Origin of the sequence: Ramlibacter algicola (genome assembly GCF_016641735.1) — a bacterium.
GTDB lineage: Bacteria > Pseudomonadota > Gammaproteobacteria > Burkholderiales > Burkholderiaceae_C > Ramlibacter > Ramlibacter algicola.
The window spans coordinates 1077827-1091251 of sequence record NZ_JAEDAO010000001.1; the positions used below are offsets into that span (position 1 = coordinate 1077827).

General features: G+C 69.8%; 14 protein-coding genes. 9 read left to right on the forward strand and 5 right to left on the reverse strand.

Annotated elements, in window-relative coordinates:
- The first annotated feature begins 196 nt into the window (after nucleotides 1-196).
- The 7 genes from I8E28_RS05310 to I8E28_RS05340 all read left to right on the forward strand — a co-directional run bounded on the left by I8E28_RS05310 (nucleotide 197) and on the right by I8E28_RS05340 (nucleotide 6580).
- Nucleotides 197-1450, forward strand: a complete 1254-nt coding sequence (locus I8E28_RS05310; RefSeq protein ID WP_200786962.1) for an HlyD family secretion protein — start codon at nucleotides 197-199, stop codon at nucleotides 1448-1450.
- On the forward strand, nucleotides 1450-3585 hold the full coding sequence (locus tag I8E28_RS05315; RefSeq protein WP_200786963.1) for a peptidase domain-containing ABC transporter: 2136 nt from the start codon (nucleotides 1450-1452) through the stop codon (nucleotides 3583-3585). The genes I8E28_RS05310 and I8E28_RS05315 overlap by 1 nt, the downstream gene beginning before the upstream one ends.
- A 180-nt stretch (nucleotides 3586-3765) precedes the next feature.
- Nucleotides 3766-3933, forward strand: a complete 168-nt coding sequence (locus I8E28_RS05320) for a hypothetical protein (protein ID WP_200786964.1) — start codon at nucleotides 3766-3768, stop codon at nucleotides 3931-3933.
- Nucleotides 3934-4107: 174 nt separating this feature from the next.
- Entirely contained in the window at nucleotides 4108-4275 is a 168-nt protein-coding gene (locus I8E28_RS05325) for a hypothetical protein (protein WP_200786965.1), read from the forward strand.
- 37 nt (nucleotides 4276-4312) lie between these two features.
- Nucleotides 4313-5083, forward strand: a complete 771-nt coding sequence (locus I8E28_RS05330) for a CPBP family intramembrane glutamic endopeptidase (protein ID WP_200786966.1) — start codon at nucleotides 4313-4315, stop codon at nucleotides 5081-5083.
- 94 nt (nucleotides 5084-5177) lie between these two features.
- Entirely contained in the window at nucleotides 5178-6155 is a 978-nt protein-coding gene (locus I8E28_RS05335; RefSeq protein ID WP_200786967.1) for a Bug family tripartite tricarboxylate transporter substrate binding protein, read from the forward strand.
- Nucleotides 6156-6298: 143 nt separating this feature from the next.
- The gene (locus tag I8E28_RS05340) at nucleotides 6299-6580 is read left to right on the forward strand and encodes a hypothetical protein (protein WP_200786968.1); all 282 of its coding nucleotides are present in this window, start codon (nucleotides 6299-6301) and stop codon (nucleotides 6578-6580) included.
- 12 nt (nucleotides 6581-6592) lie between these two features.
- Here I8E28_RS05340 and I8E28_RS05345 read toward each other — a convergent pair whose 3' ends face one another.
- Nucleotides 6593-7699 carry a helix-turn-helix domain-containing protein gene (locus I8E28_RS05345; protein ID WP_200786969.1) on the reverse strand — a complete coding sequence of 369 codons (1107 nt, stop codon included), beginning with the start codon at nucleotides 7697-7699 and terminating at the stop codon, nucleotides 6593-6595.
- A gap of 90 nt (nucleotides 7700-7789) precedes the next feature.
- Between I8E28_RS05345 and I8E28_RS05350 the strand changes: the two genes are divergently transcribed.
- Nucleotides 7790-9940 carry a TonB-dependent receptor family protein gene (locus I8E28_RS05350; RefSeq protein ID WP_200786970.1) on the forward strand — a complete coding sequence of 717 codons (2151 nt, stop codon included), beginning with the start codon at nucleotides 7790-7792 and terminating at the stop codon, nucleotides 9938-9940.
- A 14-nt stretch (nucleotides 9941-9954) separates the two neighbouring features.
- Here I8E28_RS05350 and I8E28_RS05355 read toward each other — a convergent pair whose 3' ends face one another.
- Genes I8E28_RS05355 through I8E28_RS05370 form a run of 4 tightly spaced genes read right to left on the reverse strand, consistent with a single transcriptional unit; the run spans nucleotide 9955 to nucleotide 12730 of the window.
- Nucleotides 9955-10296 carry a chaperone modulator CbpM gene (locus I8E28_RS05355; protein ID WP_200786971.1) on the reverse strand — a complete coding sequence of 114 codons (342 nt, stop codon included), beginning with the start codon at nucleotides 10294-10296 and terminating at the stop codon, nucleotides 9955-9957.
- Nucleotides 10293-11213 carry a DnaJ C-terminal domain-containing protein gene (locus I8E28_RS05360; protein WP_200786972.1) on the reverse strand — a complete coding sequence of 307 codons (921 nt, stop codon included), beginning with the start codon at nucleotides 11211-11213 and terminating at the stop codon, nucleotides 10293-10295. Before I8E28_RS05360 ends, I8E28_RS05355 begins: the two co-directional genes overlap by 4 nt.
- A 39-nt stretch (nucleotides 11214-11252) precedes the next feature.
- On the reverse strand, nucleotides 11253-12182 hold the full coding sequence (locus tag I8E28_RS05365) for a beta-propeller fold lactonase family protein (protein WP_239027185.1): 930 nt from the start codon (nucleotides 12180-12182) through the stop codon (nucleotides 11253-11255).
- Entirely contained in the window at nucleotides 12179-12730 is a 552-nt protein-coding gene (locus tag I8E28_RS05370) for a cytochrome b (RefSeq protein WP_200786973.1), read from the reverse strand. The genes I8E28_RS05365 and I8E28_RS05370 overlap by 4 nt, the downstream gene beginning before the upstream one ends.
- 176 nt (nucleotides 12731-12906) lie before the next feature.
- On the opposite strand from I8E28_RS05370, the gene I8E28_RS05375 reads away from it, so the two are divergent.
- Nucleotides 12907-13413: a hypothetical protein gene (locus I8E28_RS05375; protein ID WP_200790303.1), complete on the forward strand. Its 507-nt coding sequence runs from the start codon at nucleotides 12907-12909 to the stop codon at nucleotides 13411-13413.
- The last annotated feature ends 12 nt before the right edge of the window (nucleotides 13414-13425 follow it).

Here is a 13425-nt window from a genome sequence, read left to right on the forward strand (position 1 = left end):
ACTGGAGGGCGCTGGCCACTTAGTTGGCGGATGCCGTTCGCTGCCGGCGTCAATACGCTGCCCACTCCCTCACCGCGGAGCCCTCCATGCATGACCTCACCCCCGCCGAACTCGACGCCGTCTCCGGCGGCACCAGCTGCTGGTCGCCCCCGCCCGGCCCCTCCGGCGAACCGAAACCCGACCTGCTCTGACCCCCATGCGCCCGCTGTTCCGCGCCGACGCCGTCGCGTACGCCGGCCAGGCCGCACCGGGGCAGGTGCTGCTCACGCGCTCGAAGGCGCAGGCGGTGGTCGTGGCGACGACGTGCCTCGTTGCGCTGGCCATCGTCGCCTTCGTCGTGCTGGCCAGCTACACGCGCAAGGCGCAGGTCACGGGCGTGCTGCTGCCATCGGACGGGCTGGTGCGGCTGGTCGCACCGTCGACGGGCGTGATCGTCCGCCGCGCGGTCGAGGAAGGGCAGGCCGTCCGTGCGGGCGAGCTGCTGTTCGTGATCTCCAACGAGCGCGAGGACAGCGCCAGCGGCAGTGCCGAGCGGCACGTCAGCGAGCTTCTGCGCAAGCGCCAGGACAGCGTCGCCGCCGAACGCGCGGAGCAGGTGCGTCAAAGTGCGCAGAGGATGCAGGCGCTCGAGGCGCGCGCGCAGGCGCTTGCCGCCGATCTGGATCGGCTCGTCGCCCAGCACGGCTTGCAGCAGCGCCGCGCGGATCTCGCGCTGCAGGCACTGCAGCGCTACGAGCGACTGGCCGCAGCGGACTTCGTCTCCGGTGCGCAGGTGCACGACAAGCAGGCGGACCTGCTGGACCAGCAGCAGCGGCTGGCCGATCTGCAGCGAGCGCGGGGCAGCATGCAGCGCGACTTGCTGGCCGTGCAGGCCGAGTTGCGCGACGTGCAGGCGCAATCGCGCCGCGACGAGCAGGCGACGCTGCGGGCCCTGGCCGCACTGCAGCAGGACCTGGTGGAGAACGAAGCGCGGCGCGAACTCGCCGTGCGCGCACCAGCCGACGGCACCATCGCGGCCGTGACGGCACAGCCGGGCCAGTCGATCGCGGCGCACCAGGTGCTCGCTTCGCTGCTGCCCGCCGGCTCGCAGCTGGAGGCGGAGCTCTACGCGCCGTCACGCGCGGCGGGGTTCATCCGCACCGGCATGCCGGTGCTGCTGCGCTACCAGGCCTTCGCGTACCAGAAGTTCGGGCAGGCGCGCGGCACGGTGCGCGAAGTGGCGCGCAGCGCGCTGAAGGCCGACGAGGTCGCGCTGGCCGGTGTGCTGCCACCGGGGGCGGAACCGGTCTACCGCGTCCGCGTGCGCCTGGAGCGGCAAGTGGTCGATGTGTACGGCGCGCCGCAACCGCTGCGTCCCGGTGCGTTGCTGGACGCCAGCGTGTTGCTGGAGGAGCGGCGGCTCCTCGAGTGGCTGCTCGATCCGCTGTACGCCGTCACGGGGCGGGTGTGATGCAAGGCGTGGGCGTGCTGGGGCTGCGCTTCTTCGACAGCCGGCGGTTGCCCGTCCTGCGCCAGTCCGAAGCGGCGGAGTGCGGCCTGGTGTGCCTGGCGATGGTCGCCAGCTACTGGGGGCACCGGCTGGACGTCGGTGCGATGCGGCAGCGGTTCGCCGTCTCGCTCAAAGGCACCACGTTGCGCACGCTGCTGTCGATGGCCGAGCGCCTGCACCTGCAGGCGCGGCCGCTGAAGCTGGACATCGACCACCTCGGCCAGTTGCGGCTTCCCTGCGTGCTGCATTGGGACATGCAGCACTTCGTCGTGCTGAAGTCGGTGAAGGCGGGCACGGTGGTGATCCACGATCCTGCAGTGGGCGAACGAACGATCCCGATGCAGGAGGTGTCGCGCCGCTTCACGGGCGTCGCCGTCGAATTGGTGCCGGCGGCCGGATTCGAGCAGCGCGACGAGCGCCAGCGCGTTCGCCTGCGCAGCCTGGTGGGCCGCGTCGTCGGCCTGCGGCGCGGGTTGCTGCAGGTGCTGGCACTTGCGGCCGCGCTGCAGCTGTGCGCGCTGCTCGGGCCGTTCTACCTGCAGTGGGTGATCGACGAGGCGCTGGTCAGCGCCGATCGCGACCTGGTCACGGTGCTGGGCACCGGGTTCATCCTGCTGGTGCTGCTGCAGGCCGGCGTCGGCGCGGTTCGCTCGTGGCTGGCCACCGTGCTGACCACGAGCTTCAACTTCCAGTGGCTGGGCAACGCGTTCGCGCACCTGCTGCAACTGCCGCTGTCGTGGTTCGAGAAGCGGCACGTGGGCGACGTGGTGTCGCGCTTCGGCTCGCTGCAGACCGTGCAGCGCACGCTGACCACCCAGAGCGTGGAGGCGGTGCTCGATGGCCTGCTGGTCACCACCACCTTGCTGCTGATGCTGCAGTACAGCGTCCCCCTCACCATGGTGTCGATCGGCGTCGTCGCCGTGTACGCCGCCTTGCGCTCGCTGCTGTTCACCGCGCTTCGCGGTGCGACCGCCGACCAGATCGTTGCTTCCGCCAAGCAGCAGACCCACTTCCTCGAATCCGTGCGTGGCGCGCAGGCGGTCCGCCTGTTCAACCGCGCCGACAGCCGCCGCACCGGCTGGATGAACATGCTGGCCGAGCAGTTCAACGCCGACCTGCGCATCGCCCGCCTCACCATCACGCACCAGGGCGCGCAGGCATTGCTGTTCGGCGGCGAGCGCATCGCCGTCATCTGGCTCGCCGCGCTGGCGGTGCTGGACGCGCGGTTCACCGTCGGCATGCTGTTCGCGTACACCGGGTTCAAGGACCAGTTCACCCAGCGCGTGACTGCGCTCGTCGACCGCATCTTCGAGTTCCGCATGCTGCGCCTGCATGCGGAACGCCTGGCCGATGTGCTGCTGGAACCGCCGGAGCCGGCGCACGGCCCGGACGAAGCCGTGCAGGACGATCGGCCGCCCAGCATCGAGTTGCGCGACGTGGGCTTCCGCTACGCCGACGGCGAGCCGCCGGTGCTGCAAGGCGTGTCGCTGCGCATCGAACCGGGCGATTGCCTCGCGATCGCGGGCGCGTCCGGATGCGGCAAGACGACGCTCGTGAAAGTGCTGCTCGGGCTGATCGAGCCCACCGAAGGCCAGGTGCTCGTCGACGGCCGGCCGCTGCGCCGCTACGGGCTGGTGCGTCACCGTGATCGCGTCGGCACCGTCATGCAGGACGACCAGCTGTTCACCGGCACCATCGCCGACAACATCGCTTTCTTCGATCCGTCACCCGAGCTGCAGCGCATCCACGCCTGCGCGCAACTCGCCGCGCTGCACGCCGATATCAGCGCGATGCCGATGGCGTACTCCACGCTAGTGGGCGACGGCGGCGCCGGGTTGTCGGGCGGGCAGCGCCAGCGCATCCTGCTGGCGCGGGCCTTGTACAAGCAGCCGCAGGTGCTGGTGCTCGATGAAGCCACCAGCCACCTGGACGTCGCCAACGAGCAGCTCGTGAACGCCGCCATCAAGCAGATCGCCCTGACCCGCATCATCGTCGCCCACCGCCCCGACACCATCGCGATGGCGCAGCGTGTCGTCGTCCTGCAGCAGGGCAGGGTGGTGCGTGACTTCCAGCAGCACGTGGCCGCGGCGGCTTGAGGGCTCGAGGCCGTCATTCCGCACCTCCTCCGTCATCCCCGCGAAGGCGGGGATCCATCGCTTCCGTCTCCCCCTCTTTGGGCACCTCATCGTCCGCCTCGTGGATGCCAGGCTGCACACCGTCGCCACACAGTGAAAGCGAACACTGCGTCGGTGTTCGAACCAACCAAGGAGATTGCAATGCAAGAACTGGATTGCGCCGAAGTGGAGCAGGTCGCCGGTGGCCTGGCGTTCTATTACTACACGCCGCCTGCTCCCTACAACGCCAACGTCCTCAGTGACATCCAGGCGGGCTCGCGCGCGGCCGGCGAGTACGACAACCCGAACCCGCTGGACTGGGCGGTCTAGCCGGATCGGCAGCCTCTCCTGTTGGATGAGGCCTCGCAGCCGCTTCCTCCAGGGAACGGATGCCGTCCGCGCAACAGCTTCCGAAGATGGCTTTGTCTGCGGCTGGACTGCGGACTACCATGGCGAGCATCTTCCTTCGGTGCTCGTCTTCTCTCAACCTTCTAGGAGATAGCGATGCAAGAACTGAACATGCAAGAAGTCGAGCAAGTCAGTGGTGGTAGGACGCTCACGGAGTGGGGACAGGACCTCATCGGCCTGCTCGGAATGGTCGGCGACATCCAGAATGCGCTGATCGATGCGATCGTCGACGTCGCATGTACGGCGACCACCGAGTGCCGGTGATCCAAGGGGGCAAAAGCCCCCTTTTTTCTCTCTGAGCATGGCCCAGCCAATCGGTCCCATCAAAGCCGTCCTTGCGACGACGTTGTGTTTCCTCTTCGCCAGCTTTGGGGCTGGAGCAGCGAAGCAATTCGGTGCTCCGGCGGAAGTCGCGACGCTGCTGCTCCCAATGCTGCTTTTGCTGATTGGTGTCGGGATGCTCTTCTCGGCAGGCCTGCGGGCATTTCCCAAGTCCCCTCCAGCGCCAAGCGCGATTGCCAAGTGTCTGATTCTCGGCTTTGCGACTGCGGCCTTGAACGTCAGCGTCATCCTCAGCGCCCATAGTGGTTCGCCCGTTGAAGAAAGCGCGAGGCCGGGACTCCAATACTTGCTCGCAGCCGGGGTTCTTGGTCCTTTGTCGGAAGAGATCCTCTTCGTGGGATTTCTGTTCTCGTCGCTTCGAACTAAGTTGAAGCTGCCTCTGGCGACTGCCGTTGTCGCGATATTGTTTTCGATTGCTCACGCGCCCAGCAATGCACTCAGCTTAGAAGCGCGGTTGATCTACATGGTCAATTCTTGCCTCCTGTTTGAGTATTCCATGAACCTCTCGTTGAACGTGATCGCCCATATGTTGGGCAATGGCTTGACCGTTCTTAGCTACTCAGAGATTCCGTGGCTCGAAGCAGCCTCGAGAGGGCACTCTAGTGAGTTGATGCTTCTCCCCGTGTTCTTCCTTGGAGTTCTCGTCGCGCTGGCTTGGACGACGTTCGCAGGTGTGCGAGTTCGCGACCGAAGTACTCGAATTTCGGAATCCGGTCCGGCCCCGGGCTGATTTCAACGCTGCGCAGCCAGATGCGCTCGAGCGCGTCTGGACGCCAGCCGCCCCGCCTCGCATACGATCTCCCCTCCCACAACAAGGAGACGTGATGCTTACCCGCCGCCACCTGACCTCTGCGCTCGCTTTCGCGGCCCTCGCCGCCGCCACCGGCACCGCCTTCTCCCAGCCCGCCACCTACCCGTCCAAGCCGATCCGCTGGCTCGTGCCGTATCCGGCGGGCGGTGGCTCGGACTTCCTGGCGCGCACCATCGGGCAGCAGCTGTCCACGCTGGTCGGCCAGCCCGTGCTTGTGGACAACAAGCCGGGGGGCAACACCGCGATCGCGGCGTCGGAAGTGGCGCGCGCGCCGGCCGACGGCTACACGATCTTGTCGGCGGACAACGGCACGATGGTGTTCAACACCGCGCTGTACTCCAAGCTCACCTACAACCCGCAGACCGAGCTGGTGCCGGTCACGCTCATGGGCAAGTTCCCGATGATCCTGGTCGCCGGTCCCGGCACGGACGCCAAGGACGCGAAGGACTTCATCGCCAAGGCCAAGGGCCGCACCACCAACTACGGCTCCGCTGGCGCGGGCAGCCCGCACCACCTGGCGATGGAGCTGCTGAAGGTGAGCGCCGGCCTCAACATGGTCCACGTGCCGTACCGCGGCGCGGCGCCGGCACTGACGGACCTGGCCGGCGGCCAGATCCCGGTGATGATGGTCGATCTGGCCGCCGGCGCCGGCTTCATCAAGGGCGGCAAAGTCCGCGCGCTGGCGGTGGCCAACCCCACGCGCCTGCCGCAGCTGCCCGACGTGCCGACGTTCGCCGAGCTCGGGTTCAAGAACGTCGAAGCCGCCGCGCAGGTCGGCCTGGTCGCGCCCGCGGGCACGCCGGCCGACGTGGTCAACACGCTGCAGAAGCAGGTGGCCGCGGCGATCAACACGCCGGCCATCCGCCAGAAGCTGGTGGACTTCGGCATCGAGCCGGTGGCCAGCACGCCGCAGGCGTACGCGGACCTGATCAAGGACGAGGTCACGCGCTGGCACAAGCTGATTCGCGACCAGAAGATCTCGCTCGACTGAGCGCCGTGGCAGCGCGCGGCCCGTGCCGCGCGCTGTCACGCTGCTGCCTCGACGGTGCGCAGCTCGCGCATCGTGTGGCGCGGAAAACGATGGGCTGGACCCAGTCGGGTAGCCGTCAGCATGCGCTCCCAGAATGCGCGGCGATGACACTCGACACCTTGCTCACCATCTGGCGGTCGGCCGACGATCGCGCGCGCTACTGGGAGCATGAATTGCGCATCCTGCTCGAGGAGCAGCCCGACGGCGCGGGGCCGGACCTGCTGCACGTCGCGCGCGTGTTGCAGATGCGGCAGGATGAGCAGCAAGCGCTGCACCTGGTGGTCGGCATGATCGGACGCTACCTGCCGCGCGGTTGGCGCCGCGCCCTGGATGCGGTGCACCACCGCGCATCCGAGCCCACGCAGCCACTGCCGCAGGACGCGTGACGGCGCGGTAGGTCAGCGCGTGTTGCGCTGGCCCAGCTTGCGGTACACCGTCGCGCGGCTGATGCCCAGCTGCTGCGCGGCCTTGGCGACGTTGCCCTTGGCGTCGCGCACCGCCTGCCTGATCAACTCCGTCTCCAGGTCCTTCAGCGGCAGCTTCTGGCCCACGGCCGCGGGGGCTGCGCGCAGTTCGGCGCCCGCGCCCTGCGCCAGCACCTGCACCGTCAGGCCCGACCACAGCGGCACTTCGATCGCGCGTTCTTGGTCCGCGGCATCGAACAACGATTCCCACGCGCACGCCAGCACCTCGCTGCAATGCACGCGCGGCTGCAGCGCGGGCGCCGCCAGCATCTCGCGCGCGGCACCGTTGCTACCGACGATCCAGCCGTCGCGGTCCACCGCCACCAGTCCCTGGTGGTCCGAGCCGAAGTCGCAGCCCGGCCAGTTGAGGCGCAGCAGCAGCGCATGCGGGCGCGCGAGCAGCAGCGCGTCCTCGATGCCGTGCGCCGCCTGCTGCACGAGGTGCTTGAGCTCGGGCCGCTCGGCGGCGTCGATGCCGGTCAGGTCCAGCATGCCAACGCTGCCGCCTTCGGGCCCGAACAGCGGCGCGCCCGCGCAGCTGTAGCAACTGGTGTCGTCGAAGAAGTGTTCGCCGCGATGCAGCCACACGGGGTGTCGCTCGGCGAGCGCGGCGCCGATGGCGGTCGTGCCCACCGCGCGCTCGGACAGGTCCACGCCGACGCGCGTGATGAGGCTGGCGCGCCGGTCGCTGCGGTCGATGAGGCCGTCGACGCCGACGACCGTGCCGTGCGCGTCGGTGAGGATGGCGAAGTAGCGCGTGCCCGCGATCGCGCGGGCCAGCCGCGACATCACAGGGCGGGCGGCCTGCAGCAGTGCATGGTTGGCGTCTTCTGTGCGGCGGCGCGCCTGCTCGGGCAGCACGTCGAAGGCGACGCGCTGGGCGGGCCGCTGGCCCATGGCCAGGCAGCGGCGCCACGATTGCTCGATCCAGCGCGGGCCCGTCCCTGCGGCGACCATCCCATCCGTGGGCGAGCGTTGCTCGGCCAGCACCGCTTGCCGGGCGCGCTGGATGGACTGCAGCCGGGCCGCTTCGTGCAGCATGTCGTCTCCTTGGCTGGTTGGGCTGGCGCGCGCAGAATCGCCTGCACGGCACCCGCGCCCACTGTGGCACGGACACAATACCCGAGCAACATGCCCCAGCCATCCTTCGCCCGTGCACCGTCGCTCGCCGCCACCCTGCTCGCACTGGCGCCGTGCTTGCATGCACAAGAAGCGACTGAAGCCGCCGATGCGGTCGTGCTGCGGCCAGTCACGGTGACGGTCACGCCGGGCGTGCCGCAGCTGGCATTCGACACGCCGGCATCGATCGACGTGATCGGCGGCGCGGCGCTGCGCGATGGCCAACTCGGCGTCAACGTGTCCGAGTCGCTCGTGCGCGCGCCGGGCGTGACGGCGCTGAATCGGCAGAACTACGCGCAGGACCTGCAGGTGTCGATCCGCGGCTATGGCGCGCGGTCCACGTTCGGCGTGCGGGGGCTGCGGCTGTACACCGACGGCATTCCCGCGACGGCGCCCGACGGCCAGGGGCAGGTGTCGCACTTCGACCTGCTGACGGCGGATCGGCTGGAGGTGCTGCGCGGGCCGTTCTCGGCGCTGTACGGCAATGCGTCCGGCGGCGTGATCAATCTCATCACTGCCGATGGCGGGCCGGACACCGTGCTCGAAGCGGGCGGCGCGGTCGGTGCCGACGGCGTGCAGCGCACGACGCTGCGCGCGTCGGGCCAGCAGGGCGCGCTGCAATACAACGTGGGCGCCAGCCGCTTCGACACCGACGGTGCAAGGCCGCACAGTGCGGCGCGCCGCGACGCGCTCAACGCCAAGCTGAAGTGGACGCTCAACGAGGACACGCGCCTGAGCGTCGTGGCCAACCACGTGCACATCCCGGATGCGCAGGACCCGTTGGGGCTCACGCGTGCCGAGCTGCAGGCGAACCCGCGGCAGGCCACCGCGGCAGCCACGCAGTTCGACACGCGCAAGACGGTGGGGCAGTCGCAGGTCGGTGCGATCTTCGAACAGCGCTTGTCGTCCGCGCAGTCGCTCAAGGTCACCGGCTGGACCGGCACACGGTCCACCGTGCAGTTCCAGTCGATCCCGGTCGGCACGCAGGCGGCGCCGACCAGCCCGGGCGGCGTCATCGACCTGGACCGCAGTTTCAGCGGCCTCGATGCGCAGTGGACCCTTCGCACGCGCGCGCTCGACGTGCCGTTGGCGCTGACCGTCGGCTTGACGGGCGAGCAGCTGCGCGAGAACCGGCAAGGCTTCCAGAACTTCATCGGCAGCGGCGCGGCGCAGGTACTGGGCGTGCGTGGCGCGCTGCGCCGTGACGAGCGCAACACGGCGCGCACCTTCGACCAGTATGCACAGGGCGTCTGGAACTTCGAGCGCTGGTCGCTCACCGCGGGCCTGCGGCATTCGTCGATCCGTTTCGAATCGGGCGACCGCTACCTGGCCAACGGCGACGACAGCGGCGCGGTGCGCTTCGGTGCGACCACGCCGGTGCTGGGCGTCGTGTGGCGCGCGAGCCCGACGACCAATCTGTACGCGTCGGCGGGGCGCGGCTTCGAGACGCCGACGCTGAATGAGCTGTCGTACCGCCAGGGCGGCGCCGGCCTCAACTTCGCCTTGCAGCCTGCGCGCAGCCGGCAGGTGGAGGCTGGCGTGAAGACGGAGTTCGGCGAAGCGGGGCGGCTGAACTTCGCGCTGTTCGAAGCGCGCACCAGCGACGAGATCGCCGTGCTGTCCAACACCGGCGGGCGCAGCACCTTCCGCAACGCGGGGCGCACGTTGCGGCAAGGCGTGGAGTTGTCGCATGCGGCGCAGTGGCGCGGCGGCTGGTCGACGCTGCTGTCGGCCACGCAGCTGCGCGCCGTGTACCAGGATGCGTTCCTCACCTGCGGCCCCGCGCCCTGTGCGGTGCCGGCGCTTCCCGTCGCCGCGGGCAACCGCCTCCCGGGCATTCCGCGAGCGTCGCTGTACGGCGAACTCGCGTGGGCGCACAAGCCGTGGGGTCTGGGCGTGGCGGCCGAAGTGCGTCACCAGGGGCGCATGGCGGTCGACGATCGCAACACGGATGAAGTGGGTGCATCGACGCAACTCGCCTTGCGCGCGACGCTGGAGCAGAAGAGCGGGCGCTGGACGTTGCGCGAGTTCGTGCGCGTGGACAACGCCACCGACCGGCAGTTCGTCGGCTCGGCGATCGTCAACGAGGGGAACGGCCGCTACTTCGAGCCGGGGCCGGGGCGGACGTGGCTGCTGGGGGTGACTGCGTCGTTGAAGCTGTGAGCGGCGGGCGGCCCTCACCGCCCCACCCGCACCTCCGTGTACGACACCTCCGTGTACGTCGTGCGCGCCGGCGTGTGGGCGCGCTGCTGCTGGAGTTGGTCCTGCAGCTCGTGGACGCGGCGGATGTAGCCGGCCAGCAGGCCGGTGGCGAACAGGTCGAGGTCGAAATCCGCGCGCAGCCGCGTCGCCTCGCGCACCGCCAGCGCCCACGAGAGGTCCAGCTGGTCGGGCCGCAGGAGCTGGTACTCCTCCAGTTCGTGCAGTTCGCCTTCGCTCAGCCCCGCCGTGTCGGCGAATTCCTGCGGCGACAGCTTGCGCCCGTCCGCCGGCACCAGGTGCTCCGTCGCGCCCCTCATGGCTGCGCCTCCTTGCTCGGTCGTGGGTGGAAGCGGCTTTCCTTCGCGAGCGCCTCGAACAGCTCGCGCTCGCGCGCCGTCAGCGTGCGCGGCACGTCGATGTGCACCACGGCGTACAGGTCGCCGCGCGCCGTGGCGGCGCCAAGGCCGCGTCCACGCAGCCGCAGCTTCTGCGCCGAGTGCGCGCCCGCCGGCACCTTCAGCACCACGTCGCCGTCCAGCGTGGGCACGTGGACCTCCGCGCCGAGCGCGGCTTCCCAGGGCGACAGCGCCAGGTCGAAGTACAGGTCCTTGCCTGCGACGCGGTAATGCGGGTCCGGCTGCAGCCGCAGGTGCACGTAGATGTCGCCGGCCTCGCCGCCGTTGCGGCCCTTGCCGCCCTGGCCGCGCAGGCGCAGCTTCTGGCCGTCGGTGACGCCCGGCGGCACCGTGACCTCCAGCGTCTGCGGACCCTCGGGCCGCTGCAGCGCCAGGTGCAAGGTCGTGCCGCGGTGCGCGTCGCGCAGCGGCAGGTCGGCCACGATGTCGTGGTCCTGGCCGCGCCGGGGCACCGCTTGCCGCGGGCCGCCGCGCGCGTGGCGCCCACGGCCGAGCGCATCGAGCAGGTCGGCGAGGTCGATGTCCTCGAACCTGCCGCCGCCCGGGTCGCCGAAGTCGAAGTGGTCGCGCCAGTCACCCGGGGCCGTGAACTCCTCGCCGGCGCGGCGCTGGCCGAGCGCGTCGTACGCGGCGCGCTTCTCCGGGTCCTTGAGCGTCTCGTACGCCTCGGCGATGTCCTTGAAGCGTGCTTCGGCCTCGGACTCCTTCGAGACGTCCGGGTGGTACTTGCGGGCAAGCCGCCGGTAGGCCTTCCTGATCGCGTCCGCGTCGGCGTCGCGCGGGACTTCCAGCGCCGCGTAGTAGTCCTTGTATTTCACGTTGACCGACTCTAGGCACCAGCGGTCACGCCGGCAAGCTCAGCGGATCACCACCCCCCAAGGGCCTTCGCCCACCGGGACGTCCTTCACCTTCTTCAGCGCCTTGGTGTCGATCACGGACACGGTATTCGATCGCCCGTTCGCGACGTACAGTTTCCCGCCATCGGGCGTGAGCGCCATGTTCCACGGACGCTGGCCGACGGCGATGGTGGCCAGCGGCTCCATCGTCTTCGTCTCGAACGCGGTCACGCTGCCGCCGCGCCCGCTCGAGACGTACACCCGGCTGCCGTCCTGGCTGACGACGACGCCATTGGAGAACTCACCCGCTTTCACCGACTGCAGCACGCGCCGCTGCGGCACGTCGATCACGTACAGCATCGAATCGAGCTCGCAGGCGACGTACGCGCGGTGCCCGTCCGGGCTGAAGGCGATGCCCCGCGGCCGGCGGCCGACGGCGATGCTGCCGTCCACCTTGGCTGTCGCCACGTCGACCACGTCGACCTGCGCGCCGTCCTCGGCGCCGACGAACACCCAGCGGCCGTCGGGCGAGAACACGGCGTGCTCCGGGTTCTTGCCGACGGTGCGCACGCGCGTCACCTGCCGCGAGCCGGCATCGACCAGCGCGACGGTGTTCGCTTCCTCCAGCGCGATCGCGATGCGGCTGCCCTCCGCGGCCACGTAGACGCCTTCCGGCGAATCGCCCAGGCGCACCTCGGCGACGCGCTGGCGCGTAGCGATGTCGATGACCTGCAGCGCGCCCGTGGCCTGGTCGCTCACGTACAGCTTGCTGCCGTCGGGCGCCGCGCCGATGCCGCGCGGCTTGCCGCCGACGGCGATCGTCTGCGCGACCTGGTCGGTCTCGGTGTCGATGATGCTGATGCTGCCCGAGCGCTCGTTGGGCACGTAGGCGAATGGCGCCGCCTGCGCGCACGCCGCGACCAGCGCGACCACTGCGACCCACCACTTCATGCGGCGTGCTCCTTCCTGTGCCACAGCATCCGTTGCGCGATGCCGTCGCGGCGCACCAGGTGCCACACCGCCGCCGCGACGTGCAGCGCGACCAGCGCCATCAGCAGCCACGCCGACGCGAGATGCAGCGCAGCCATCGCTTCCTTGCCGGCGGCCCACTCGTGGTTCCAAGCCGGCAGCGTCATGCCGAAGTACTTGATCGGGTAGCGCGTGAACAGCGAGCCGAACAGGCCCGACAGCGGCTGCACCAGCAGGCACATGTAGAGCAACGCATGCACGGTGCGCGAGGCGTGGCGCTGCCAGGGTGCGACGCCGGCCAGCGCCGGCGCGGGATGGCGCGCGCGCCAGGCAAGCCGCGCGAGCACCAGCAGCCCGAGCGTCAGGCCGATCGACTTGTGCAGGTTGAACCAGCCGGCGCGCAGCCCCGGCGGCTCCTTGGGGATGTCGAGCATCCACCAGCCGAGCGCGACTTGCGCGAGCACGCCCAGCGCGACCAGCCAATGCAGGGCAATGGCGGTGCGTGTGTACCGATCGGGCGTGGCGTGCATGGGCGCATCGTAGGTGCGCTCGCGCTTGCCGTGGGGCGCCGCAACGCGACAGTGCACCCACCTCGCTGCTCAGTCCTACGCATTGCGTCGGCCCCCATGTGTAGCTTGCGCCAAAGGGAGCCCGATCCATGGACGATCGCAAGCGCAAGACATCGGAACAGCAGTCATCGCGCGGGATGCATGCCGTCATCCTCGTCTTCGCCACCCTGCAGGGCGCGATGGCGGTGCTGTTCGCGCTGGCCGGCGTCATCCTGCTCGCGTGCGCCGCGGTCACGGGCTGGCAGGCGGTGCAGGAAGGCCTCGATGCCGAAGCGGCGCAAACCGTCATCGAAGCCGTCGGCCTGCTGGCCGCCGCCGTCGTCGCACTGCAGATCGCGCAGACCATCGCCGAGGAGGAAGTGATCCGCGACGTGCACGTGAGCGCCCCGACGCGCGTGCGGCGCTTCCTGTCGCGTTTCCTCGTCGTCGTGGTGGTCGCGTTGGCGATCGAAGGCGTCGTCGCCACCTTCAAGGCCGTGCACGAGGGGCTGGAGAAGCTGCTCTATGCCGGCGCGCTGCTCGCCGGCACCGCGCTCGTGCTCGCCGCGTGGGGCTGGTTCGTGCGGCTCAACGTGCCGGCGGAGCGGCTGGAGCCGGAGGCGATGCGGCAGGCGAAGGAGGAGGACAAGAAGCTGGAGCAGTGAGTCGACCAGGAA